At 35.2% G+C, this 25,394-nt stretch carries 19 protein-coding genes and 1 tRNA gene; 6 read left to right on the plus strand and 14 right to left on the minus strand.

Annotation, left to right across the window (positions count from 1 at the left end):
- Window positions 1–3: 3 nt before the first annotated feature.
- From E1J38_RS10550 to E1J38_RS10605, 12 genes are all read right to left on the minus strand, one after another.
- On the minus strand, window positions 4–1,047 hold the full coding sequence (locus tag E1J38_RS10550) for an ATP-grasp domain-containing protein (RefSeq protein WP_133356513.1): 1,044 nt from the start codon (window positions 1,045–1,047) through the stop codon (window positions 4–6).
- Between the two features lie 6 nt (window positions 1,048–1,053).
- Window positions 1,054–1,293, minus strand: coding sequence for a PqqD family protein (locus E1J38_RS10555; RefSeq protein ID WP_116039493.1), 240 nt, complete (start codon window positions 1,291–1,293; stop codon window positions 1,054–1,056).
- Between the two features lie 394 nt (window positions 1,294–1,687).
- Entirely contained in the window at window positions 1,688–2,554 is an 867-nt protein-coding gene (locus E1J38_RS10560; protein ID WP_133356514.1) for an RnfABCDGE type electron transport complex subunit B, read from the minus strand.
- Window positions 2,555–2,604: 50 nt separating this feature from the next.
- Window positions 2,605–3,462, minus strand: a complete 858-nt coding sequence (locus E1J38_RS10565) for a ferredoxin reductase domain-containing protein (protein WP_133356515.1) — start codon at window positions 3,460–3,462, stop codon at window positions 2,605–2,607.
- A gap of 41 nt (window positions 3,463–3,503) precedes the next feature.
- Entirely contained in the window at window positions 3,504–3,695 is a 192-nt protein-coding gene (locus E1J38_RS10570) for a hypothetical protein (RefSeq protein WP_133356516.1), read from the minus strand.
- An 11-nt stretch (window positions 3,696–3,706) separates the two neighbouring features.
- Entirely contained in the window at window positions 3,707–4,288 is a 582-nt protein-coding gene (locus E1J38_RS10575) for an electron transport complex protein RnfA (RefSeq protein ID WP_133356517.1), read from the minus strand.
- Window positions 4,285–4,917: an electron transport complex subunit RsxE gene (gene rsxE, locus E1J38_RS10580; protein ID WP_133356518.1), complete on the minus strand. Its 633-nt coding sequence runs from the start codon at window positions 4,915–4,917 to the stop codon at window positions 4,285–4,287. The genes E1J38_RS10575 and rsxE overlap by 4 nt, the downstream gene beginning before the upstream one ends.
- Window positions 4,918–4,926: 9 nt before the next feature.
- Window positions 4,927–5,607 (minus strand): RnfABCDGE type electron transport complex subunit G, encoded by a 681-nt coding sequence (locus E1J38_RS10585; RefSeq protein WP_133356519.1) that lies wholly within the window; start codon window positions 5,605–5,607, stop codon window positions 4,927–4,929.
- Window positions 5,604–6,623 (minus strand): RnfABCDGE type electron transport complex subunit D, encoded by a 1,020-nt coding sequence (locus tag E1J38_RS10590; RefSeq protein WP_133356520.1) that lies wholly within the window; start codon window positions 6,621–6,623, stop codon window positions 5,604–5,606. The genes E1J38_RS10585 and E1J38_RS10590 overlap by 4 nt, the downstream gene beginning before the upstream one ends.
- Window positions 6,616–7,974 (minus strand): electron transport complex subunit RsxC, encoded by a 1,359-nt coding sequence (gene rsxC / locus E1J38_RS10595; RefSeq protein WP_133356521.1) that lies wholly within the window; start codon window positions 7,972–7,974, stop codon window positions 6,616–6,618. Before rsxC ends, E1J38_RS10590 begins: the two co-directional genes overlap by 8 nt.
- Window positions 7,975–7,989: 15 nt before the next feature.
- Window positions 7,990–12,933 carry a 2-oxoacid:acceptor oxidoreductase family protein gene (locus E1J38_RS10600; protein ID WP_133356522.1) on the minus strand — a complete coding sequence of 1,648 codons (4,944 nt, stop codon included), beginning with the start codon at window positions 12,931–12,933 and terminating at the stop codon, window positions 7,990–7,992.
- 433 nt (window positions 12,934–13,366) lie between these two features.
- Window positions 13,367–13,448 (minus strand) — tRNA-Leu (locus tag E1J38_RS10605).
- 145 nt (window positions 13,449–13,593) lie between these two features.
- On the opposite strand from E1J38_RS10605, the gene E1J38_RS10610 reads away from it, so the two are divergent.
- The 3 genes from E1J38_RS10610 (at window position 13,594) to pth (ending at window position 16,000) form a co-directional block, all read left to right on the plus strand.
- Window positions 13,594–14,535, plus strand: coding sequence for a ribose-phosphate pyrophosphokinase (locus E1J38_RS10610; RefSeq protein WP_133356523.1), 942 nt, complete (start codon window positions 13,594–13,596; stop codon window positions 14,533–14,535).
- Between the two features lie 24 nt (window positions 14,536–14,559).
- A complete protein-coding gene (locus tag E1J38_RS10615) occupies window positions 14,560–15,192 on the plus strand; it encodes a 50S ribosomal protein L25/general stress protein Ctc (protein WP_133356524.1) in 633 nt (210 codons plus the stop codon).
- Between the two features lie 181 nt (window positions 15,193–15,373).
- The gene (pth, locus tag E1J38_RS10620) at window positions 15,374–16,000 is read left to right on the plus strand and encodes an aminoacyl-tRNA hydrolase (protein WP_133356525.1); all 627 of its coding nucleotides are present in this window, start codon (window positions 15,374–15,376) and stop codon (window positions 15,998–16,000) included.
- Between the two features lie 87 nt (window positions 16,001–16,087).
- On the opposite strand, the gene E1J38_RS10625 is transcribed toward pth, so the two are convergent.
- Window positions 16,088–18,856, minus strand: coding sequence for a zinc-dependent metalloprotease (locus tag E1J38_RS10625; RefSeq protein ID WP_133356526.1), 2,769 nt, complete (start codon window positions 18,854–18,856; stop codon window positions 16,088–16,090).
- 51 nt (window positions 18,857–18,907) lie between these two features.
- Between E1J38_RS10625 and E1J38_RS10630 the strand changes: the two genes are divergently transcribed.
- Complete coding sequence (locus E1J38_RS10630; protein ID WP_133356527.1) at window positions 18,908–19,480, plus strand: hypothetical protein; 573 nt, start codon at window positions 18,908–18,910, stop codon at window positions 19,478–19,480.
- A gap of 148 nt (window positions 19,481–19,628) precedes the next feature.
- Here E1J38_RS10630 and E1J38_RS10635 read toward each other — a convergent pair whose 3' ends face one another.
- On the minus strand, window positions 19,629–23,051 hold the full coding sequence (locus E1J38_RS10635; RefSeq protein WP_133356528.1) for a reprolysin-like metallopeptidase: 3,423 nt from the start codon (window positions 23,049–23,051) through the stop codon (window positions 19,629–19,631).
- A gap of 79 nt (window positions 23,052–23,130) precedes the next feature.
- Here E1J38_RS10635 and E1J38_RS10640 point away from each other — a divergent pair, with 79 nt between their 5' ends.
- Window positions 23,131–24,066, plus strand: a complete 936-nt coding sequence (locus E1J38_RS10640) for a bifunctional riboflavin kinase/FAD synthetase (RefSeq protein WP_133356529.1) — start codon at window positions 23,131–23,133, stop codon at window positions 24,064–24,066.
- Window positions 24,059–25,375 carry an HTTM domain-containing protein gene (locus E1J38_RS10645; RefSeq protein WP_133356530.1) on the plus strand — a complete coding sequence of 439 codons (1,317 nt, stop codon included), beginning with the start codon at window positions 24,059–24,061 and terminating at the stop codon, window positions 25,373–25,375. Before E1J38_RS10640 ends, E1J38_RS10645 begins: the two co-directional genes overlap by 8 nt.
- Window positions 25,376–25,394: the final 19 nt, after the last annotated feature.

Here is a 25,394-nt window from a genome sequence, read left to right on the forward strand (position 1 = left end):
ATTTTATAGTTCTCCAAAAATTACTATTTTCTCAAAATCAGCTATATCGCCTATTAAATCCCACGAATACCGAATAAACATTTTACCGTATTTATAGGTTGTTATTGGTTCTACTTTTTCTCCTGTAGCTAAACGACATACCATTTCTGGGATGTTTTGTCCTGCTCCTACAGCTAAAAATACCCAAGCTGGTATGCGTGGATTAATTTCTATTAAATAATACTCTCCTTCATCAGTTTTTATCATTTCGAGCTCCATAGCTCCACGCCATTTTGTTTCTTTAATAATATGGTGAGTAATTTCGAGCAAGCGCTCATCATTTAATGTTATGCCTCCCCAAGCTTTTCCTTTATCAGTGATATATTGTTTACGCATAGCAACTGCCGAGACCGTATTTCCTTCTCCATCACCCAAAGCAATGACATTGACTTCAGTTCCATTAATAGCTTGTTGAACAACTACTGGAAGTCCCCATTTTGCAGAAAGTTTATTAAAATAATATATTCCTTGATTGTTATTTACCACTTTAAATGCTTCATAAAATTTACCTTTTATAAAGTAAGGGTAAGACAGTGGTTTAGGTAAATTAGAAAGTTCTTTACTATTTACTATTGGCCTACTTTCTGGTACTTTAATTCCATACTTTTTAGCATATTCGGGCAAATTATCTTTATGGCGTTCTTCAAACTGTTCCATTGTTGGTAAAAACGTATGAATGCCCATTTCTAATAATTTATCACTGAATTTTATAAATAAATACAATTCAGAATCGAAATTTGGAATAATAATATCTAACTTTTCTTTGCTGTGTATGTATTCTAAACGCTCAAGGAAGGCCTCGCTACCAGTTGAGGGAAATGGTATTAAATAGGTTTTATCTACTAATCCAGGCATATAAATACCAGGTTCTAAATTCTCGTAAGCCAAACCTATAATTCTAGCATCTATTTCTGACTCCTTTATTCCACGAATTACAGAAACTCCCGGTCCTGGACTATCAATATTGTTAAGACCAGTTACTCCTATGGTTAGTTTTTTTTGCTCCATGATGTTTTAGTCTAGCATTTTTTCACGTTTCAAAAAGTCTAAATATTCATATAAATCGCGCCCTGCAGAAATAGCATCGATATCAAATTCTTCTGTAATTACAGAGATTATTTCATCAGCAGATTTTCCTTCTTTTAAAAGATTTATAATCATTAAACCTATTTCATTTGTGGTAAATGACTCACCAGTAGAAGGTTTGAAAATAAATCCATTATCGCTTATTGCCAGTGAATTTAATTTGCTCATTTTTTTAATTTTTTTTGATTATAAGTTCTTGTTTTACAGAACACTGAATGAAGTATTAAAGTTAGTTAATAAAGCTCATTTTTTGTGCTACAAATGTTACACTTGTTCTGTCACATTAATTAGGAAGGGTTGTGTTTTTTAATCAGAATCTGGATTTAAGAAGCTAGAGTACAGAAAGTTTTAAATGTTGAGGGTTTAGGCTTCAAGATTTGATTCTTTTTAACTATATTTAATATTCTATTTTTGCTAGTGCTCTTTGTGCTGACTTAAATTCCTTAAACCTTTAAATAAATTATTGAGAATTAAGAGAAATTTTCATCAGAATAACCAATTAGTCCTTCTTTTTTGATATAATAAGCCGTAAGCAAAATAAATATCTATATGGAGTTAAACGTTAAGAATTCCCCATTAATCTGGATCCTTTACGAATAATTTTTCTACTCTCTTTCCCTTTGATCATTAAACCGCTATCCTCTAACCATACTATGGCACCAGTAGGACATCTTTGAATAGGTTTTTGCGTGTTATGACTTTCAGAATAATTAATTACGGGTAAATTATTTTTCATAGTAATTAACTCACCGGGGGCATCCATGGCACATTTACCACAGGCCGTACAACCCACCTGACAATCTTCAAGAATGGCTTCTCCTTGTTCAAGATTTTTACATGCTATCCAAAGTTTATGACTTATGGGTTGAAGGGAGAATAAATCTTTCGGGCAAACCTCTACACAGTCACCACAGGCTGTACATTTCTCGACATCAACTATGGGGAGACCATGCTCGTTCATGGTAATGGCATCAAAATCACAAACAGATTCACAATCACCATGTCCAAGGCAACCCCAAAAACAGCCTTTACCTCCTCCCGAAACCAGATTAGCGGCTTGACAACTTTGAACGCCAATGTACTGAGCTCTATTAATAGCTACATTTGTCCCACCGGCACAAGCGAGACGTGCAACTTGTTTTTCTTCAGCTCCTAAAGCAACACCAAGAAATTCTGCTATAGACTGCCTGCCTTCATCTGAACTCACGGTACATTTTCCAGGTAAAGATTTTTTAAGAACCAATGCCTCTGCGAACGGCCTACACCCCGGGTACCCACAAGCACCACAATTAGCATGAGGCAACATGTCTTCCACTTTGTCTATTCTTGGATCTTCATAGACAAAGAGCTTTTTGTTTGCAAAAATTAGCATTATTGCAAGAAGTAAGGTTAGCCCTCCTAGTGCGGCAATGGCAATAACAATAGACATATTAATTCATTAATTTAATGAAACATGATTCTCGTTTTAATCAGATCCGTTTAGAAAATAATTTCAGCCCACTTTCTGCCGGCAATTAATTCAGCTTTACGAAGCCTCCATTTTTCTTCTGAACCCAAAATTTTAGAAAATGACTTATTGAGCTTATCAAGAATATTTGCGTATCCAGCAACGTATACATAAGTATTAGTTTTAGAAAGCAATTCTTTAATTTCATCTGTTTGCCCTTCAATTGCTTTTTCTAAATCGATTGAATCTGCCCAATGAGGTCTTGGACTTAATGCATGAAAAGCCTCAAATGTATCTTTGTCATAATAATTGGTAAGATCACCATCCTTATCATTTAAATATAGTAGCTCTAAGCCACTTCGAGCGCCGTAGAATAATCTGATTTTACCTTCCCAATCTTTTACATTTTTATAGATATGTTTGATAAAAGCACGGAAAGGAGCAATACCGGTACCCATACCAATAAGTATCATGTTGGCCGTTTTATCTTCCGGAATTTTAAATGGTAATTGAAACGGACCGGTAAGCGTAATTTCATCACCTTTTTTACGGTTGCATAAATAATGTGAAGCAACACCCTTATATTCTTCACCATTGAAATCATCAATATACGAGCAACGCTTTACTAACATGGTAATTTTAGGATTACCATTTACTCGCGCTGGTAAATCAGCTACACTATACAGTCTGTGGTGATGCGTATTTCCAAAGTCACTAGTTGCTTTTACCAATACACCGAAACTTTGGTCTACTTCGCATTTAAATTCTGGATCTTTCACTTCCAATACAATCTCACGTACTTCCTCAGTATCTTGAGGTGTTAATCGAGACGTTTTTTTTACAACTGCTTTATACCTTTTTTCGGTATCAAAATCTAATAAATGTGCCATGTTTATTTTTTATTTTGTTGTTATTTTTTATTCAATAAGATTTATATTTTCTCTATTTTTTTGCGCTCGCAAACTGTGGTGCAACCACAATTAGAGCAGCTTCTTCTTCCTGCTAAAACATCGTCTTCATAATATTCATCTTTAAACACCTTTTTCCATAGTGTTTGAACAAGCATCCAGAGTATTGCAATCGTTACTATGAAACTAATTCCTATGATAAGTGTTTTAAACATTTATTCTTCTATTAAGCTCCAAGACCTGCAAATCCCATAAAGCAAAGTGATAAAATTCCTGCTATAAACAGGGTTAGCGCTGTTCCTTTTGAAATTTTAGGAACGTCAGCAAAATTTAACTGTTCTCTTAATCCTGCAATCAATACCAAGGCCAACGTAAAACCAGCACCTGCACCAAGAGCATATACAATACTTTCTAAAAAACCATATTCTTTATTTGTTTGAAACAATGCCACACCAAGGATGGCACAATTTGTTGTAATTAATGGAAGAAAAATCCCAAGAGATTTAAACAGTGAGGGACTCATTTTTTTAATAAACATTTCTACCAGTTGCACGGTAGAAGCTATTACAACTATGTAACTAATTAGTTGTAAAAATGGTGCATCAATTGCAACCAAAAACGCATGAATTCCATAAGCGCACATGGAGCTTATTAGCATCACAAACATAACGGCTGCTCCCATTTTTGTGGCTGTTTCCATTTTTCCGGATACCCCTAAAAACGGACAAATACCTAAGAAATAGGCCAAAACAAAGTTGTTGACCAAACAGGCATTTAGAAAAATAGCACCTAAAGATTCTGTATTCATAATTTTGTTTTTCTTGTTTGTATCTTATTAATTATTAGCAACCAGATGGCTAGTGTAAAAAATCCACCTGCAGGCAATATCATTACAATCCAACTTTGAAATCCTTCAGGGAATAGAGCAATATCAAATAACGAACCATTACCAAGTATTTCTCTAACAGCTCCTAAGCAAAATAGAGCAAATGTAAATCCGACACCCATTCCCAAAGCATCAAAAATAGATTTAGAAACCGTGTTTTTTGATGCAAACGCCTCGGCTCTACTCAAAATCAAACAGTTTACTACAATTAGGGAAATGAATGCTCCTAAACTTTTATGTAGCTCAACACTAATGGCTTGAATAGCATAATCTGTTACTGTCACAAAGGTGGCGATGATGAGAATATAGGACGCTATTCGTACTTGTTTAGGAACAAAATTCCTGAGTAAGGAAACCAAAATATTCGACATCAATAACACAAAAGCTGTTGCTAACCCCATAGCTAGAGCATTTATTGCTGTATTTGAAACAGCTAATACCGGACACATTCCTAGTACCTGAACAAATACCGGATTGTCACGCCATAACCCTTTAATAAACTCATCGGTTGAGGTTACCTTTTGTTTAGATGAAGCACTATCATTGCTCATGGTTGTCCTTTAGTTTTTGTTATTCTTTCTATAATGATTATTTAGAATTGGAACTAATGTTGTTGAACTTGCTCCAATAATGTCTCCAATAGCTCTTGAAGAAATTGTGGCTCCTGTGATTCCATCAATTTCCCAAGGGTTTTGTTTCTCTCCTTGTTTTACTGTAATAACCGTGTTTTTTATTTCTTTATTATCTGTTAAACTAACATCTAATGCTTTAAAGTTGTTGAGAAATCGTTCTTCCTTTTCAATTTTATCTCCAAGTCCGGGGGTTTCTTTACTTTCTAATACTTGAAATCCTAAGATTATTTCCTCATCGGGTTTGTACCCATATAGAATTCTAATAATATCTGCATACCCTTGACCGGAAGCTTCAATGGCATACCCTACAATATTCTTATTGTCGTCATATCCTGCATATACTGTTGTCTCCGCTTTTTCTCCTTCATTAAGTTCGAATAATTCCGAACTTTCATTCACACCAAAAGCTTGCATGTTAACAGTTCCTGGCAATACTTCAAAAATTGCTTTTTCCAAAGCTTCAGCCTTTAATCGTTGTACACGAGGGAGTGTTAATTCAAAGGTGGATACAATAAGCAATGCGCTCATGATTCCAATGCCTACCATAGCCAATAGCATTTTTTTACTACTTGCAGGGTTTTGTGTTTTTATATTAGCAACTTCACTCATGCAGCTTTTATTTTTCGTTTTGTTCCATACACCCTGTTTTTAATAACGGAATCTATGTGTGGTGAAATAGCGTTGGCTAATAGAATGGAATACATAACCCCTTCTGACAAACCGCCCCAGACCCGTATTACAATTGTTAAAATACCTATAATAGCTCCATAAACCCATAAACCAAGAGGTGTAATTGGAGATGAAACCATATCTGTAGCCATAAAAACAGCCCCAAGCATTAAACCACCTGAAAGGAGCATAAATACGGGTGATGGATATAATTCATTATTGAATATATAAAGTGCACCGCTCAATAAAAAAGCACTCAGTAGAACAGCTACGGGAATTCTCCAGGACATCATATTTCGTGCAATTAAGTAGATACCTCCTAATGCAATGATTATGGCACAGGTTTCTCCTGCTGAACCACTTACTTGACCAAAAGCCAACTCCATAGTTGATGTTGAAACACCATCAAATTTGAAGGCCGAAAGTGGAGTTGCGCCTGAAATAGCGTCATAATGAGGCTCCATAAAAGGAAAAGTAAATACTGATTCGGAAACTGTCGTAAATCGGTCGGCAAGAAATGCCGGATGCCATGTAGTTATTGCTACCGGAAATGCCGCTTGCAAAACGGCCCTAGCAACAAGTGCGGGGTTAAAAACATTATAACCCAATCCTCCAAAGATATATTTACCTAAAGCAATACCAATAACACCTCCTACGAAAGTCATCCATAAGGGAAAACTTGGAGGCAATGAAAGCCCTAAAAGCAGTCCCGTAATTATAGCTGAATAGTCATTAACTGTAGTTTCTTTTTTGGAAAGTTTACATAAAAAATGTTCAGTTAATACACTGGCAAACGTTGCCGTAAAAATGACCAGTAATGCATTTAAACCAAAAGAATAGATAGAGAAAAATACAACAGGTAAAAGTGCCCAGACCACATTTTTCATAATGTATTCTGTACTTCGCCCTTTGACTATATGAGGCGACGAGCTAATATCTAAAGTCTTCTTAAGCATTTACTTTTTCTTTTTTTTCTGCTTCACGCTTTCTTACAATTCGTTTTGACAATCTGAAATACTGTACCAATGGGATATGAGACGGGCATACATAAGAACATGAACCACATTCAAAGCAGTCCATTAGATTATAGTTAGAAGCCATTTCATCATATGCCTCAAATTTTGCCAGTATGCCCAATTTTGATGGGTTCAATAAAATAGGGCAAGCATCAACACAGGCACCACACTTAATACAGGGGTATGTTTTGGGAGACCTTTTAATATCCTTTTTTGTAAAGACTAAAATACCTGAAGTTCCCTTTACAATAGAGATATCAAGGTTTGAAACAGCTACGCCCATCATGGGACCACCCATGTAAACTTCACTTATTTCTTCATCAACGCCAACCTGCTCCAGAACAAAACGTAAAGGGGTGCCTATTGGGATGGTGTAATTTCCTTTTTTTCTAACTCCAGGACCGGTTATAGTAATTACCCGTTCCTGTATGCCTTGACCATGAGGTAATAATCTACCAATCTCGGCAGTGGTAGCTACATTTACCACAACCACACCAACTTCTATTGGAAGCTTTCCTGAAGGAATTTCTTTACCTAAAGTTGCAGTTACAAGCATTTTCTCAGCTCCTTGAGGATATTTTACTGGAAGCACTTGTACAGAAACAGGCAATCCTTCTGGAATATACTTATTTAAATGATTAGCGGCATCTTGCTTATTGGATTCAATGCCAATAATTGCTTTTCTGGCTCCTGTAGCTTTTAATAAATATTTAATTCCTGTGAAAATGTCAGTTTCTTGTTCTAACATGACCCGGTGGTCTGTTGTCAAATAGGGTTCACATTCAATTCCATTAATAATTAATGTTTCACATTTTTTACCATCAGGAACTTTTAACTTTACATGTGTTGGAAAAGCAGCACCACCCAATCCTACAATTCCCGCATTTTGAATTCCCTGAAGAATTTCTTCGGGAGTAGCGGTATCTGGATCAATTGGTTCTCCTTCAAGAACTTCTTGGGTTGAAGAAGGAAAGGCTTCAAGAAAAATACCTTGAGACATTTTTCCTGAAATGGTAGGAACATTTGCAATTTTTCTAATAGTTCCGGAAACCGGGGCGTGTAAAGGCACGGAAACATAACCTCCAGCTTTAGCCAACAACTGTCCACGATGCACTTCCTGTCCTTCACGAACAACTATTTGTGATGGTGCACCTATATGTTGCCCCATTGGTAAAATAATAACCGGAGGAAATGGAAATTGCTTTATAGGCAATTTATTGGTTTCCTCCTTACTTTCTGGAGGATGGATACCGTGTTTAAACGTATTTTTATGAAAATTGAAAAACGCCATTACACCATTTATATATTAATTATACTTCTCTCCTCGGCTAATCCATTTTTCCATATCCTTTGCCAATTTATCAGCAGGAAGTCCTGGGTGAATGACACCAGCTGTACATTTTTCGGCTGCTTTAACCAAATCTTCGTAAGGTCCTGCTTTAGGATTCTTTATAAACGCTTTGTTATCTGCATTGTATTCAAAAATGTTAGCGTTAATCTTAATGCATTCATCACATGACGTACATTCATCTGTTTCTAACCATGGTGCCATATATTCTCCATTAGATGATTCCTGAACAGACCCATTATTGTTTTCTGATGGTTTTCCCAACGTCATTTTCAGAAAGTCGTTACCATTACCGCCACTTGCAAGTTGCATAAGTCCTTGAGCTATATTTCCAACCACTTCGTTTCTTATCTTTTCTTCAAGATTTTCTTCTTTTGGTTTTTCTATTTCTACGCCAGCAATATCACGTAGCATCAACCAGAAATCACGTCGTTCTTCACAAGAATCAACAATAGGTTTCGCCACTAGTACTCGGTTGAGTTTTTGATTTTTGTCTACTGCCCAGATATAAGGGAACCTCTCTTCGCGTTCGCTTTCATCTAATTCTAAAAAGTCTGCTAACAGTATCATATTATCATTCCAGGCATTACGTGGCACTTTTCTAAAGTGTTTTCTAAATCGTGCTTCCGTTAATGCAAAGTCTGCAAACGTCATTGGTAATTCCATGCGTTGTTCCTGACCATATTCTAGATATTTTAGGCTGTACATTGGCCAAATTTTATCCATAGCTGGATTTCCTGATAAATCAAAAGCTTCTTTGGCTTTTATTCCATGATCTGGATTGTATTTGAATATGGGGTATGCTCTAGATTCAACAGCAAGTTTAGCCTGATGTGCACCTAAATCGTCTGCTACGCCATGTTCAGGTTGGCAGGTTGTGTATAGATTGAAAAGTGCAGGGCGCTTGGTCATTAAGCCATCAATAAATCCTTCAATCATTTGGCTTGTATTGGCCAATGTAGCTTGCATAACGTAGGTGTTCCTGTGAGCCATGGCAATAAGACCAATCTCTTTTCTAGGTTCGCTTTTTCCTTTCCATACTTTACCATATTGAGCCATATCTGAAACCTGACCAATAAATCCAGAAGTACATGCTTGACCACCTGTATTAGAATATACCTGTGTATCAACAATAATTACTTTAATTGGTTTTCCTGAAGCCATAAGACGAGATAAGTTTTGGAAACCTATATCATACATAGCGCCGTCGCCTCCTAGTGCTACTACTGGTGGACAAAGCAACCATTCTTCATCGGTAAATTGTTTCCAAGTGAAGTAGGTGAAAAAGTCATCATGCTCATCAGGATCATATTTTCCTTTAAGCTCCAATTCTGCTTTACGAATTGTTCTAAAGCCATCAGCCATTTTCGCCATATGACCTTCAAAGATTCCCATGGCCATTGAAGGAGAGTCTTGGAATAAATGATTTGCCCAAGGAAATGGATATGGGTTAAACGGCCACGTACTGCCCCAAACCGATGTACAACCGGTAGAGTTAAGCATACCCATGTTAGATCTACCTTTACCAGTAGTTCCATTGGTATATTTCCATCGGAGTTTTTTTAATTGAGCCAGCAATTGGGTGACGTCACGCAACCATTCCTGATCAATAGGTTCTCCACCTTGTTCAGATTCTAATCTACGAGTTATTTCAGCCATAGTTAAATCTGAATTTTGCATTTCAGTAACAATTTTAGACATGGTTTCAGAATCGGTTAATTTCACCGGATTCATTAACTTAATCTGAATATGTTTTTCTAACTTATCTATTAATTCTTCCAAATACGCCATGTGTTTTTCAATACGCGGCTGCATAAGAGATTCAACTGTTGCCGTGAAAATATGTACTACAGATTTTTCAGAACAACCTAAACAAGCACCATCTCCACTGGCAAAATTCAAGTAAGCATCTTTATTTAAAAGGATGGTTTCTAGTGGCCCTATTTTTTCCTCAAGATTATCAATACGATTGAATTTTTGAGGCGTATTAGGTAGGTCTAACCAAAAATCCCATTCCTTGTTCAACCTTACAATAGAGCCTTCGGTTTGAGGTATTGTAATAAGAGCTCCATCATTACATACTTTTACACATTCCATACACCCTTTACATGTAGTAGGATTAATGGTTATACTGAATAACCCACCACTGTTTTCTTCTTTTTTCTCGTGTAAATCGTAATAAGGTCTGGTTAAAGCAAATTTAAACTCACCTAATTCATCTTTAAACCAATCGAATTCTTTGATTAATTCTGGACTGTTTTTAAACTCATCAAGCGTCATATCAATTGCATGTTGAATGAAATCATTAACGGTTTCTCCACTTTTTGAGGTAGAAAATAATTTCCGAACATGACCTTCCAGTTTTCTAACAGCTTTAGGTAGGTGTTCTACTTTTCCGTGACTCTTTTTCACACGTTTTACAATAGTGTCGAAAACATCAGATACTTCACTTACAAGTCCTGGTATAGCGGTATCCGGACAAATGGTGTAACAGTCACCGCAGGCAGTACAGTTGTTAGGAATCCATTCTGGATGTTCAAAACGAATACCTGTCATATCTCTAAATACAGATGAAACCGCAGGCATTACACTTAAACCAATGAAAGGATCGGTGAGGTTATCATTACCCATTCCTTTTAAGTAAAAGTTTCCTGTTTGCTCCCAGAAGCGATGAATATCACTAAGTTTTGATTCGCTCTGAGGAATGTCTTTTATCATCTTAGGGATAGGTACGCCTTCAACAACGCTTCCATTTTTCTTGTTTTTTGCACCAAGTACTTTATTATGAACTTCATGAACTTCATCAAAACCACGTTTTACAACACGCATATTATCATCAACAATACGTTGGCCTTTAGATCCAAATTTATCTTGTAATTGGTCCTCAATAGCTTTCAATAACTTTTCTTCTGAAAGACCAGATTTTTTCATTAGCGGTGAAGCAGCGAAAAATGCTCCTTGGAAAGCTATTCCTTGCATACGTAATTGTAGTTCAGGATCGGTGGCTTCTTCTCGTGCTATTTTAAATCCATCAATATAGAACACATGGATATCATTATCAACGATTATTTTTTGATAGTGTTCTGGAATTTCTGCCCAAACTTCATCAGGGGTGTTTTTATCGCTTTGTATAATAAAACTACCTCCTTTTTTAAGTCCAGCTAGTGCGTTGGTGTGTTTAAATACATTAGGGTCTGGTGATAGAACCACATCTACAAAGTAATATTCACAATTTATTCTGATAGGTTCAGCAGCAGCAGCTAGGTAATAGGTAGTGGGTTGTCCTTTTTTCTCTGAACCATATTTTGGATTTGCTTTAATATTATATCCTAGTAACTCATATAGGGTCATCGCTAGATTCTTACCAGTTGTAATAGCACCCCAACCACCTATGGAGTGGAAACGTACGGTAATAGCATCTTTTGGCATGAGGTTAGGGTTTTCAGACCCCCTTACAGCCAATTCCTTAACACGTGGGTAAGATTCTTCTATAGTTTCTTGATATGCTTTTTGCTTTGGTGAAGCAGGTACTTGCTTAATAAAATCTATGGACAAGTAGAATTGTTTTTTATGTTTACCATTTGGTAACATATTTTCAATAGCTCCAATGATACCCTCAGGTTGCAAGTCTCGGCTACCTAAACCAAAAGCTCCTGAATATATTGCAGGTATATCTGATAAAGAATATGAAGTTAGTTCAGGATAAGGTTTTTGTTTTTTGTTTATACCGTTTTCAATACACTTGTTTAATACAGAACGTACTTCGCGAGTGATTGGAGAATCAACTGCTAATGGTTGATCAAGTCGTTCTAAGATAGTAACGGCTTTTTTACCTTTTAGTATGTCTCCTAGCATATCTGATGGGAATGGTCTGAACATAACAAGGTCAACTACTCCAACTTTAATTCCGCGAGTTTCACGTAAATAATCTACAACTACTTCGGCGCTTGGCACTAAACTTCCTTGGCCTAATATAAGGTAATCTGCATCCTCTGCTTTATAAGTCATAACACGTTGATAGCGTCTGCCGGTAAGTTTGTAGTACTCCTCAAAAGCTTGATCTGTCAATGCTTGAATGTGATCAAAGAAGAACGGGCGTTGGGCGGCAACACTTTGCATATAAGAATCCTGATTTTGTACAATACCAGCCATTAATGGATTGTCTACATCCCAAATTTCAGGAATACGTCTACGTGTTTCGCCATAAATAATACGTTGGGCGGGTGTTGGAGTGTCAATGATATCATCAGGTCGCCCTAGGTATTCTTTTATCAGTTCGCGTTCTGGTAATAGAAACGACTCTATTAAATGAGTAGTTAAAAACCCATCTTGTGCAATAATACCAGGGGTAAGTGCTAATTCTGCAATGCGGTGAGCAATGATATTCAAATCAGCAACATGTTGCGCTTTTTTAGCAAACATTTGAAAGAATCCAGTGTCATCAACAGCGTGATAGTCATCATGTCCTGCGTGAACATTTAAAGTTGATTTAGTCATGGCACGAGCACCAATATTCAGTACATAGGTGAGGCGTTTACCAACGGCAGCATATAGCGATTCGTGCATATAAGCAATCCCCTGACCAGAAGAAAAGTTAGCTGCACGCAACCCCGTCATTGATAAACCTGCAGTAACTGCAGCAGCAGCATGTTCGCCTTCAGGTTCAACAAATATTAAAGGTTTATCAGAAATATTTAAGTGCCCTTTTGCAGCTGCATCTGCCCAATATTCACCCATTTGAGTTGAGGGTGTGATAGGATATGCACCCGCAGCATCGGTAGATTCGCGTTCACACATAATTGCTGCCGTGTTTCCATCAGTAGCAATAGGTTTACCAGGATACTTAAACTCAGTTAACTTGTTCTTCTTACCTAATTTCTTTTTTAAAATCGACGTGCCCATAAGATGAGAATTTTAATGTATTATTTAGTGTTTTGTTGCCAATAACTATTATATAATGAACCAACTGTTTTTTTTATACAGTTGGCAAATAAATAAAGCTTTCCATCTGACTAAATTCAGTACTATATTCACATCCTTACAATAGTACTCAAATCAGAAAGATTGAGTTTTCTGTTGATGGTTTGACAGTTTTTCAACAAAACTCTACAGTGTCATCTTCATTAATCGTTAGTGGGATTTAGTCAGCTATACTCTAGAATATATGTCAAAGCGGGATTTAAAGTTATTTAAATATAAGTTCTCATTTTATGACATTTGTCAGGAACAGCTAGAATGGTAGGATTACAAGAAGTTTTGAGAAGAAACTTATTCTGATAAAATAGATTGAAAGGGAATAAAAAAAAGCCTCCATCTTAAAGAGATGAAGGCTTTGTACTCAAGGTGGGAATCGAACCCACACTCCCGAAGGAACTGGATTTTGAATCCAGCGCGTCTACCAATTCCGCCACTTGAGCGTTTTTAGGACAGCAAAAATAGCTTTTTTTTCTATTTTACGCACAAAAATACAGGTGAATATACTTTTCAGGTAAAAATAAATGTATAAATTTGCACCTCGTTTAAAAAAGCAGTGCTTAAACACTAAAAAACAACACGTTAACCATGCCTATTGTAATTACAGAAGCTAAAATTTTTGCTTGTACACAAAGTGTAGAGCTAGGAGAAAAAATTGCTAAAGCTTTTGGAGCCGAATTGGGTAATGTAATTACTTCTACCTATAGTGATGGTGAATTTCAACCATCTTATGAAGAATCTATACGAGGTACTAGGATTTTTATTATTGGGTCTACACATCCTAGCCCCAGAAATTTAATGGAAATGTTGTTAATGATTGATGCTGCAAAACGTGCCTCTGCTAGACATATAACAGCAGTAATGCCATATTTTGGATGGGCAAGACAAGATAGAAAAGATAAACCACGTGTGCCAATTGCTGCAAAAATGATAGCCAAAATGCTAGAAACGGCTGGTGCTACACGAATTATAACCATGGACTTACATGCAGACCAAATTCAGGGGTTCTTTGAGAAGCCTGTTGATCACTTGTTTGCATCTACCATTTTCCTGCCTTATTTAAGAAGTTTAAACCTTGACAACCTCACTATTGCTTCTCCAGACATGGGAGGGTCTAAAAGAGCTTATGCCTATTCTAAGGCTTTAGAAAGTGATGTAGTTATATGTTATAAGCAACGAGCCAAAGCTAACGTGATTTCACACATGGAGCTCATTGGAGATGTTACTGGTAAAAATGTAGTACTTGTAGATGATATGGTAGATACGGCTGGAACACTTACAAAAGCTGCAGACTTAATGATTGAACGTGGTGCATTAAGTGTTAGAGCTATTTGTACTCATCCAGTTTTGTCTGGAAAAGCTTATGAAAACTTAGAAAATTCAAAATTAGAAGAACTTATAGTAACAGACTCTATTCCTTTAACACAAAAAAGTAATAAAATTAGAGTGTTAAGTTGTGCCAATTTATTTGCAGAGGTAATGGAGAAGGTTCACAACAACCAAAGTATAAGTTCAAAATTTGTAATGTAAATTAATAATTAAATTTAAATAGAAATGAAATCAATTACAATCAACGGATCTAAAAGAGAAAGCGTGGGCAAGAAAGCTACAAAGGCCTTACGTAATGCTGGACAGGTTCCTTGCGTATTATACGGAGGGGATAATCCAGTGCATTTCTCTGCACCTGAATTAGCTTTCTCTAAACTGGTTTATACGCCTAGTGCGCATACAGTTGTAATTAGCTTAGATAATGGTGAATCTTTTAACGCAGTATTACAGGACATTCAATTTCACCCTGTAACAGATGCAATTTTACATGTAGACTTCTATCAGTTATTTGAGGATAAAGAAATTTCTTTAAATATACCTATTAATCTTGTAGGTAACTCTAGAGGTGTTAAAAACGGGGGCGTTTTAAGAAGACCATACAGAAAACTTCGTGTTAAAGCATTACCTGCTAATTTACCAGATTTTATTGAGGTAGATATTACCCCATTAAAAATTGGAGATAAAATAAATGTTGGTGATTTACAAAACGATAAGTACACCATTTTACATCCAGATAATAATGTAGTAGCTCAGGTTCGAACTTCTAGAACAGCAATTGCTGATGAAGACGAAGATGAAGATGAAGAAACTACTGAAGAAGGAACTGAAGCAGCAGCAGAAGAAGCTACTCAAGAATAGAACAAACCTATTAATTATAAAAAAAGCATCCCATTATCAGGATGCTTTTTTATTTTTACAAAACAATTATTTGGGCGTTCCCTATCGGGTCGGGCTTTCCACGTTACACGGTAACTTGTTGCAATCCCTAACGCAAACCAATTTAGTCTCAAATTTGTAGCATTGTTCTAAACATTAAACCATGTATCAATTTTTTAAAAGATTAATTAGAAAGAAACCTAGAGAAACACAGGAAGACCTCATGAAAAAATTTTTAATAGTTGGTTTAGGAAATATTGGAGAGAAATATGAAAATACACGCCACAATATTGGGTTTAAGGTTTTAGACCATTTTGCAAAAAAAGAAGGTTTATCATTTGAAGCTCAAAAACTAGGAGATTTAGCTACCTATAGATTAAAAGGAAGATCCTTTATCTTTTTAAAACCAAGTACTTATATGAATTTAAGCGGAAAAGCTGTGTTGTACTGGCTAACTAAAGAAAAAATTCCGCTAGAAAATCTACTTGTTATTACAGACGATCTAAACCTGCCTTTTGGAAGTATCAGACTAAAATCAAAAGGAAGTGATGGTGGGCACAATGGTTTGAAGGATATACAGGATAAACTAAATACCACAAAATATAACCGTTTTAGATTTGGGATAAGTGATACCTTTAGCAAAGGTAGACAAGTAGATTATGTTTTAGGTGAATGGAACGAGGAAGAAAACAAAAAACTTCCTGAAAGATTAGACAAATCTATAGAACTCATTAAATCATTTGTTTTGGCTGGTTTAAATACAACTATGAATACGTTTAATGGGAAATAAAGTAGTAATGTCATTCTCAATTTATTTCAGAATCTGAAACTATCCCGATTGCTATCGGGACAGATTGACAATAATTAGACTTTTTAATTATTTTATGATAATTTTTTTAGTAGATTTCCTAATACCATCACTTACATTCAAAATATACATACCAGAATGTGCGTTACCAAGATTTATGGATTCATCAAAACTGGTTACATTAAGATATTCTTTTGAGTAGATAGTACGTCCTCTTAAATCATAGATTTCTATATTAATTTTACTTGCTGAAGCATTATTAAATTTAACTGTAAAGTCTCCTCTATTGGGGTTTGGAAAAACTTTTAAAGTATTAACAAATTCATAAAATTCTGGATTGGTCAATGTCACCGTGGTAGTGCATAATTCAACAAACCAAGAATTGAGCGTTCCTGTATCATCATTAGCAAGATCAACCACCCCAAGCTGCCAAGTACCTGAAGGATTTTCTCCATTAAATGCGCTTAGTGGGTTTTCAGGCTTATAAACTTCATTATTCTTAGTATTGGCACAATCAATGAAACTAGCATCATCATCAAACTTAATAACTAACCCTCCAGTTGAGCATAGTCCAGGTGTAATTAAATTCATTGCAGATTGAGGGCTAAAAATAGCAATTTGTAAATCTCCTTTGTAAAAGTGGTCAATATCTACCCCAATATTAACATCAGTAATAGCTGTAGATTCACTAACTTCAATATCACTTCTCACAAATGTATTGCCCCCATCAGGTATTGCTAAAGGAAGATTTGTACCTCCAGAAAAAACATTGCAGGTTTCAGTCACTGTATAACCAATGGCAAAATCTGCTTCATTGATACTGAAAAATATATTTTCAGAAGGGTCAGCCTCAACCATAACCCTGCAAAATGGTGCAGCGACTCCTAGAGGAAATGTAACTTCTGCGCTTCCATCATTGGGAGTTGGGTTTGTTGTTAAATCATAAGGGTAAGTCAAACCTCCATCAATTGATAATTTTATATTTACCATTGAAGTGTTTATTGGATCCAAATTGGTTCCTGCAACATCCCAAGTAATAGTTTCAGTACTTCCTATAGCATAACTTATTCCTGAAGTATTTTGTGAGGTTATCTTAAAAGCACCTCCATTATCCACAACATTAACTTGCATATCATCAGTTGCTGTTTGACCGTAAGCACTTATACCAGAACCGTTATCTCTAACGGTTAATTTAAAGTTTAAAGTACGAGGCACTGAAGCCAATTTTTCCCAAGTAGTAGACCCATTAGAAAATCTTAAATCTTCAAGTTTAGGCACATGTCTTATGGGATTAGTAGTTGGATAAACAGATCTTACCAACGGTCCCGTGGTGTTGCTTTCAAGAATACTACCCTGACTAGACGCTAAATCGTATTGCTCCCATGTAAAGGTGTGGGTACTCAACATATTATCATTATCAGAAGATGATCCTATTAATTTGTAAGGTGTAGCAATGGGGATAAAATAATCACCTCCTGCATTGGCAGTTGGAGCAATGTTTCCTGCTGAAGATTCTTCATCGCAAATATTTGACGAAATATTCGCCCATATTTCCTGAATACTAACAAGATGGAAATAGTCATCACCATTAGACTGTACATTATCAGGAGCACATAAGCCTGCATAAGCCATAATAGTAGAACCACTCCCAGGCTCATAAGAACTTGAAGGTGACCATTGTTGATTGGGGGAATTAGCAACTACACACGCACCGTTCTCACTACTCCAAGTATGTCTGGCACCAAATTGATGCCCCATTTCATGAGCCACATATTCCACATTAAAAACATCTCCTGTTGGATTAGGCTGCCCAGTAGCTCCTTTTGCCTTAACACTATTATTGCAAGGCGCATTCAAAGTTGCTAAACCTCCATTGTCTGTACAAAACACATGACCTATATCATAACTATTAGAACCAATAGCACCGTCAATTGTAGTTTGATTGTCATTTAATATATCTTCATTCACAGTATTCACATAAGGATCTGTATCAGGATCTAAAAATATAAAACTGGTATTATCCACCATTGTCATAGTTAAAGACAAATCGCGTTCAAAAATTCCATTTACCCGATTCATAGTCACCATCATTGCATCAATTACAGCATTTTTCTTATTCTCATCGGAGGCACCTGGAGGTAAGTTTGCGCCATTAGAACCCCAATGATATTCAGCATATTCAGCAGTACATGCCAAGGCTAACTCATAGGTTCTTAGGATACCATCATTTGTATTAAGAGATTCACTTAATTTTTCACTAGAACTTAATTTAGCTTGATTAAAGTCATCAATAAATTTACATTCAAAAGAGTTTTTAATTGATTCTAAGTCAGCCTTAGCATAAATCATATGATTTTTAGCACCATATCCAACCGGATCAATGAACTCAATAGCTTTTTGGGGAGACAACACCATGCCATGAAACCCCTGTGGCGTAATACTAAAACGAATTATTTCACCTGAATTATAAATATGCTGTCCTATATAACATCTCATGTTAGGATGTTTCTCTTGAAAAGTCTTTTCAAATAAAGGGGCTTCCTTAATTCTGAAAGGTTGTAATTGCCCATTTTTATCGGGAAAATTCAGTATAACACTAGATGTCTTAGAACTTTTTCTGCTAGGTGTATTCTTTAAAAGAGTTTTTAGTTTTTCTAGATCTAACCGATAATATGTAGCCTTACTTATTTCATTTTTCATTAAAAATTTTGATTCTTTCAGAGCATTATCTCTTGATGTCTTTATCCAAATTGATGATTTACTCTGGGCATAAAAATTCATTGAGCACAAGAAAAACAGAAGTTGTAAACCAATAATTTTAAAGTAAGTTTGTTTCATGTGCCAAAATTTAAAATGAATTGAGTGATTATAAATATAGCTTCAAATATTATGAATAACAAAAAAAGACGCTCTAAGGTAATAAATAGCAAGTGTTTAATGATTAAGCTTTTACTTGTTTTTTTAGTTCTAGTTAGCTTTCTGTCTTGTAAGGCAAAAAGTAGTTTGTCAACAACATCTCAGGACTCCACTAACAAATCTTGGTGTCCTGACAATGGTTTTTGTGAACTAGAAATATTGGTTGATAAACATTTACACCTGAAGAAAGACGCATTTGGAATGTCTTATGTTGAAATAAGCGAGGGTAATAAAATTATTCTAAAGTTTGAATATAAGAGAAAGGCAAGTTCAGATCTTTCAGACTCTAACTATAGGGAGGAAGTTTTTATTATTCTTAATCCAAAAGAGTTAGAACTTGAAACTAAAGACTTTAAACGAGTTCAAGTAATTTTTGGTCGCTGGTGTTTTTGTAAGGGCCAAGCTGGAAATTTTAGAATAACAAAAGGCTCACTATTAATAAAGAAGATTAATGATTATAATTACCATCTTAACTTAAAATTTAATTTGGATGAAATACCCCATGAAATCTCAGGTATTACCCATGTTTTTAATTTATCAATGTGATATTTAAAATATCAATTAATAGCTTTCAAACTGATTTGGGAAAATTTTGAAATCTTTATGACAATACTGAATTTCTATTTATAGACTCTTGTAAGCATTGCAAAAACCAATGATATTATGTCACGAAAGTAGTCAGAGAGGTCCTATTTTATTTGACAACAATTTTTTTAAGGGATTTTTTTACTCCATCACTTACAGTCAAAATATACATGCCAGATAGAACATAATTTAAGTTTATACTTTCTTTAAAATCCCCTTTTGCCTGAAAAGTCTCATCAAAAAGGAATCTTCCTCTAGAATCAAACAATTCAATAATTATATTTCGATTTAAAGAACCATTTAGTTTAATTGTAAACACACCATTATTAGGGTTTGGGTAAACAACAAAATTTTCAAAACCAAATTGTTCAATGTTTTCTGTTGGAACAATAACTAGTGTGTAATCTTCAACCTCTCCATCACCACCATTACTAATAGGTGCTAATGGAGCGCCGTCATAACCTGTAACAACTCTCATAGTAGTAGTCCCTAATAATGCATCAACGGGAACAGTAATAGATAATGGAGAATTACTGGTAGCTGAATTGTTAACATTAGTAGCAATTCCTAAATCATATTCTTCACCTGTATCATTAAAACTACCATTTTGGTTCCAATCAATCCAAACTTTGGTATTGGTTGCAAAATTACCTTCGGTACTTACATTAACCGTTAAGTTGTAGGCGCTATCTCTACTTAATTCAGTTGAAATAGTTGTATAATCTGTATAATCTGTAACCTTAGTTGAAGCATTATTAATGCTGTTTAATTGTACTAAATTTATAGAGGTGTCAAAGGTTGAATTTGGTAATACGTTAATAGTATAATCTTCTACTTCACCATCAAAACCATTTTCGCAAGAGGTCACTAAGCCATCATCCTTATATTTTGTTGACACTCGCATGGTGGTATTTCCAGTAACTGCCGTAGCAGGCACTGTAATAGAAAGCGGTGTGTTTGCTGTAGTACCGTTAGATACATTGGTAGCATCGCCTAAATCATATTCTTCGCCTGCATCATCAAAGCTACAGTTTTGGTTCCAATCAATCCAAACTTTGGTGTTGGTTGTAAAGTTACCATCGGTATTTACATTAACCCTTAGATTGTAAGATACATTTCTATTTACATTGGTTATTGTTGCCGTATAATTGCTATATCCAGAAGGTTTTCCAGAAGATTGATTAATGGTATTGAACTCAACCAAAGTTGTACTGGTATTATATTCTGTGTTTGCTATAGAGGTACAAATACCATTGGAAAAAGGAAAATCGAAGTCATTATTTTTTGTAATAGAAGTTGAGGTTCCAGTAACTGTAATGATATAATCATTTTGTGGAACGCTACTCAAGTTAGAAACCGTCATGGTAACACTTCCTGAGGCGCTCATGTTAGTTGGTGAAAATGATACTGTTGATCCAGAAGGATTTCCTGATGCGCTAAACGTTACAGTTTCTGAAAAACCATTGGCTACTACAAAGTCAAAAGTAAAAGTAGCCGAGGAGTCTCCGCACTCTAAAGGCGTTAGGGTTTCATTAACCATAAAAAAGTCTGGGTTCTGAGAAATAGAAAAGTTGAAATCAGAGACATCATAAAAAATATTATCAGCAGCTTCTATTAATATTCTAGCCTGATTAGTGTCTCCAATTGCTGGAACTGTATAGTCAAAAGCCCCATCATTAGGAGTGCTACTTGCAATTATAGTAGGAAAAGTAACCCCTCCATCTGTAGATAAAAGGATATTTACATTCTGACAATTAATTGTGGCATTTGTGGTTTCACCAACAACCCAAGAAATGGTTTGGTTGCTGCCTTGAGCCCATGATACAGGGTTTTCAACTGAAAAAGGTGTTACATCTTCAACCACAATTTGCATCGTATCAAAACTAGATTGCCCTCCTGTTGATGTACTTGGAATTCTATCTCTTACAGTGAGCGCCCAGTTTAGAATTCTAGAAACCGATGCTACAGTCTCCCAGTCACTCCCTAAAGTAGGGTTTGTTTGTTCTAAATCTCCATTTAAAACACTGTTAAATCTTGGTATATACCTATTGGGAGAACCCGTTGGCGGTAAAGATCTATTCATTGGGCCAGTGGTTAATGTGGGGCCAAAATTTAAAAAATTGGTTATCCCACTGTCAATTTGTTCCCAACAATAAGTTAGATTATCAGTGCCATCAGGATCGGTTGCAGCGCCTCTTAAGACATACGGTGTTCCTTTGGGTATATTATAATCACTACCAGCATCAGCACTAGGAGGGTTATTGGTAATAACTTCAGTGGTTTGACAACTTTTTCCATTTAGGTTATCTAGAATTTGTTTAATACTATGATAGTGAAAATAGTCATCACCATTCAGCTCAACATTATTAGACCCCTCTAAACCTGCGTAAGCCATTATGGTAGAGCCACTTCCTGGTTCTGATTGAACATTCGTTCCTTCACTTTCAAAAGCCCATGTATGGTTAGCTCCCATTTGATGTCCAATTTCATGAGCTACAAAATCTAGATCGAATAAATCACCTTGAGGCACACCATTTGAAGGAGATGTAAAAGCACTACCTTTAGAGTTATTGATGCAAACACAACCTATACAACCGGCATTTCCCCCACCACCAGAGGCGCCAAATAGGTGACCGATGTCGTAATTAGCTTCACCTATTTCACTTGTTAAGGTTGACTGGACTTCACCAGACCAAGCACCATTAACTCCAACATTAGCATCAGAGTATGGATCTGTTCCTGCATTGGAATAAACTATAAGGTTATTGTTGGCAATTAACTCAAAAGTAACTGCCATATCGGTTTCAAAAATTTCGTTTACTCTAGTTAAAGTAGCATTTATGGCAGCTAAAGCCCCCGCTACGGTACCACCATGAAAGTTGGTATATTCACCTGTGGTTGAAATTGCAATTCTAAATTTTTGTAAGGTTTGATCATTACCACCACCTTCATCAACTTTTAAACTGAGGTTGTTGTTTAAGCTTTTACTTAAGTCTTCAGTGGTTTTACACTCTAGTTTACTACTTTGTTTTGTTGAACTATTATCGTATAATACATAAATATCAGATTCATTCTCAATAGGTTGCATAAATACATTTGGCTTATCTATATAAGTAATCATGGTCTGAATTCCTTGAGGTGAGGAACTCATTCTTAACCTTGCTCCAGAATTATCTAAACTAAAGCCAACATAGGACTTAATTTCAGGGAATTTTGCAGAGAGTTCTGGTGCAAAAACAGGAGCTTCATAAATCTTAAAACGCTCTAAATCTCCTTTAATACCTGGGAGTAAAATAATAGTGTTTTCTTCTTTGAACTTTGATGTCCTTAGTGGTGCTTTTTCAGTTTGTTTTTTAAATAGATTGCTATTTAATTTAAAAAAACTGGCACTACTTTTATTTATTTCAAATTTTGAAAGGCTTTTGTCATTTTCAATAGTTTTTAGTTTTTCCCAAGTAGTATTTTGAGCATTAGTTGAAAATGCCATTAAAAACATTGCTATTGAAAAAACATAATGTAGTTTTGTTTTCATAAAGATTTTGGGCAATTTCTTTTTTTGTCACGTAACAAATCTAGCTTTTTTAAATTAATTTAACAATTTGGCTCATTAAATGAGTAGTGTAAAAAACATTACGGTATACAAATCTGAAAATCCTACAGTAGTAACCATTGGCACTTTTGATGGGGTACATATTGGGCATAGAAAAATAATTGAGCGTCTGGTAAATACAGGAAAGAAGGAAGGGCTAAAATCTGTTATTCTCACTTTTTTTCCACATCCTAGAATGGTTTTACAAAAAGATTCAAAAATCAAATTGATTAATACCATTTCTGAAAGACGAGAGATTCTGGAATTACTAGAGTTAGATTTTTTGTTAATTAAGAAATTCACCCATGAGTTTTCTAGACTTACTGCTGAAGAATTTGTAAAGCAACTTTTGGTAGATAAGCTTAAAACTAAAAAAGTGATTATTGGCTATGATCACAGATTTGGCAGAAACAGAAATGCTGATATAGAAGATTTGAAAAAATTTGGTGAACGCTATGGTTTTGAAGTTGAAGAAATATCGGCTCAAGATATTGACGACGTAGCTGTGAGTTCAACAAAAATTAGGGATGCTCTTTTTGAGGGTAATGTAACTAAGGCCAATGCGTATTTGGGTTATAATTTTATGCTTACTGGAAAGGTTATTAAAGGAAAAGGTTTAGGAAGGCAAATAAATTATCCAACAGCAAATATTCATATAGAAGAAGACTACAAACTTATACCAAAACAAGGAGCATATATTGTAAAAGCTAAAATTGAAGAATCTAATGTTTACGGTATGATGAATATAGGTATGAATCCTACGGTTAATGGAAAACGAGAAACCATTGAGGTGCATTTTTTCAATTTTGATAAAGATTTATATAACCAAACCATTCAAATTGAACTTTTAAAACGTTTGCGTGACGAAGAAAAATTCGAATCGGTTGAAGCCTTAAAAAACCAACTTAAAAAAGATAAGGAAACAGCACTTACCTTCATTGCAAATTATCATGATTAATAAATGGTTATTTCAACATATTGATAATTCTGCACTTGTTGTTTTCAGAATTTTCTTTGGGTTGTTATGCTTTTTAGAATCGGTTGGTGCTATTTTTACCGGTTGGGTTCAAACCAACTTACTAGAGCCACAGTTTACATTTACTTTTATAGGGTTTGAGTGGTTACAACCACTACCTGGTTATGGGATGTATGTGTATTATGCCATCATGGGGCTTTTTGGATTGTTTATAATGTTTGGGTATAAATATCGCTTTAGTATGCTTGCTTTTTCTCTTATGTGGTCAGCCACTTATCTAATGCAAAAATCATCATACAACAACCACTATTACTTGTTGATGCTACTAAGCTTTATTATGGTTTTAATGCCTGCAAATAAATATGCTTCTATTGATGTAAAGCAAAACCCCAGTTTAAAAAATATTTCAATGCCATTATGGTGTAAATGGGTTTTTGTAGTGCAGCTTTTTATAGTTTATACTTATGCATCAGTGGCAAAACTATACCCTGATTGGTTGGATACTACGGTTATTGAATTACTAATGAAACCAAAAGCTCAATATTTTTTGGTAGGCGATTTGCTTCAACAAAAATGGGTACATTATTTTCTGGCTTATGGAGGCATTGCTTTTGACGGATTAATAATTCCGTTATTGCTCTTCAAGCCTACTAGGAAGTATATGTTTTTGGTGTCTATCTTTTTTCATCTTTTCAATTCGTTTGTATTTCAAATAGGAATCTTTCCCTATTTATCGTTAGCATTTTCATTGTTCTTTTTTGAACCTAAAATCATTCACAAAATATTCCTAAAAAAGAAACCTTTTTATAATTCTAAAGACATTATAATTCCAAAATACAATACACCGTGGCTAGCTATTTTTAGTCTATATTTTATGGTTCAATTAATACTACCTTTGCGTCATCATTTAATTAAGGATAACGTGTTATGGACAGAAGAAGGTCATCGTTTATCTTGGCGTATGATGCTTAGGGTAAAAAGTGGAAGCGCTAATTACACTATTGTTGACAAAAACACAGGTAGTAAAATGCCTGTGAATCTTAATGATTACTTAACCAAAAAACAACAACAAGGTGTAAGTACAAAACCAGATTTTATTTGGCAGTTTTCTCAATTTCTTAAAGAGAAGTTTAAGGAAAATAATCAAGATATTTCGGTGTTTGTTAATTGCAAAATTAGTGTTAACGGAAAACCTTATAAACAGCTAATAGATTCAAATATAGATATAGCTAATACCCAATGGGAGACTTTTAAACACCATGATTGGATTTTGCCTTCAAAACAAGATTAAAAACTCTTAGTAATTCCCT

The sequence above is a fragment of the Seonamhaeicola sediminis genome (assembly GCF_004358095.2).
GTDB lineage: Bacteria > Bacteroidota > Bacteroidia > Flavobacteriales > Flavobacteriaceae > Seonamhaeicola > Seonamhaeicola sediminis.